The following is a 1425-nucleotide window of genomic DNA, read 5'->3' on the forward strand; positions in this document are numbered from 1 at the left end:
TCAACTGCCTCTAAAATAGAATTCTTTACTTCTTGCTCTGATAAACCTGTATCTTTATAAGCATAATCAATTGCTCTTGAACATGTTATGATGGCTCCTAAACCATTATTATCAAACGCTGCGTCTAATAGTTTCACATCTCCTCCTTGATAACCAACTCCTGGGATTAGAAATAAGGTTTTTGGTAAGAGTCTCCTATACTTAGTTAAATCTTCGGGATATGTTGCTCCAATGACAGCTCCAATATCTGAAAATCCATAATTCCCAACTTTATTCGTGCTTTTAATAATATAATCACATACAACTTCAGAGATAGTTTTATTTTCAGAATCCAGTATTTTATCTTGCAATTCTCCTGAAGAAGGATTGCTTGTTTTCACTAAAATAATAGAGCCCTTATCATTTTCTTCTCCTAATTTTATAAATGGGTCTAATCCATCACTTCCCAAGTATGGATTAATTGTTACTGCATCTACAGATAAAGTAGAGCTCCACTCATCAGCTGTATTCTTATAAAAAGTTTCTGCATATGCCTGAGAAGTACTTCCGATATCTCCTCTCTTAGCATCCGCAATAACGATAAGTCTCTTTTTCTTAGCATAATCCACAGTTTTCCAAAAAGCTTCTATTCCATAATAATCATACTTCTCATAGTAAGCAAGTTGAGGTTTTACAGCTGGAACTTTATCTGCCACTATATCAATAATCATTTTATTAAATTCAAAAATAGCGTAGCCTGCTCCTCTAGGGGTCTTTCCATAGATGCTCTCTGCCTTTTTTAAAATATAGCTAGGAAAATTCTCTAAAATGGGATCTAACCCAACACATAGATGAGATTTTGTATTGACTACTTTTTGTATATATCTATCAGAAAACATCATTTATCCATTACCTCGCTTACAAAATTAGTTATTATTTGATGAACTTTGTCAATCCCTACAGTTGAATCAACAAGTAAAGCATTTTTAGGTAAAACATCAAGAAAATTTTGTCTTACTTGGTTAAATACTAACTCATTTTTTTCTTCATACTTTATATCTTCTCCATCCCTTTGACGAACTCTCTCTAAAGCACGCTCTGGAGGAACATCTAAAAACACTGTAACATCTGGAGTAGGAACACCTTTATTAATCATTAGAATTTCTTTGTAGTCTATCCCACGAGCTTTAAAGAACGCTAGTGAACTGTATAAGTATCTATCACATATAATGTTGCTTTCAGATATTTTGGGGAAAATTTCTGAAGTTATCTGATAAGTTCTATCAGCTGCAGCCAATAAAGCAATCGAATACATATTGGGCGCAATACCATTATCCAAATAATCTCTAACTCTTTTATCATTTCTATAGTAATCTGTTGGTTGTTTTGTTGTAAAAACTTTAAGTTTTTTATTTTCAAACCATTGATGTAACATATCAATTTGAG

The 1425-nt window shown here is 32.6% G+C and carries 2 protein-coding genes; both read right to left on the bottom strand.

What is annotated here, in order from left to right:
• Window positions 1–881: orotidine-5'-phosphate decarboxylase (gene pyrF, locus ACFY36_RS51890; RefSeq protein ID WP_499753332.1), on the bottom strand; the 881-nt coding region annotated here is incomplete at its 3' end.
• The coding region (gene tmk, locus ACFY36_RS51895) for a dTMP kinase (protein WP_499753333.1) at window positions 878–1425 on the bottom strand (548 nt) is incomplete at its 5' end. The genes pyrF and tmk, both read right to left, overlap by 4 nt.

The organism is Actinoplanes sp. NPDC000266, assembly GCF_042899005.1.
Classification (GTDB): Bacteria; Actinomycetota; Actinomycetes; order Mycobacteriales; family Micromonosporaceae; genus Actinoplanes.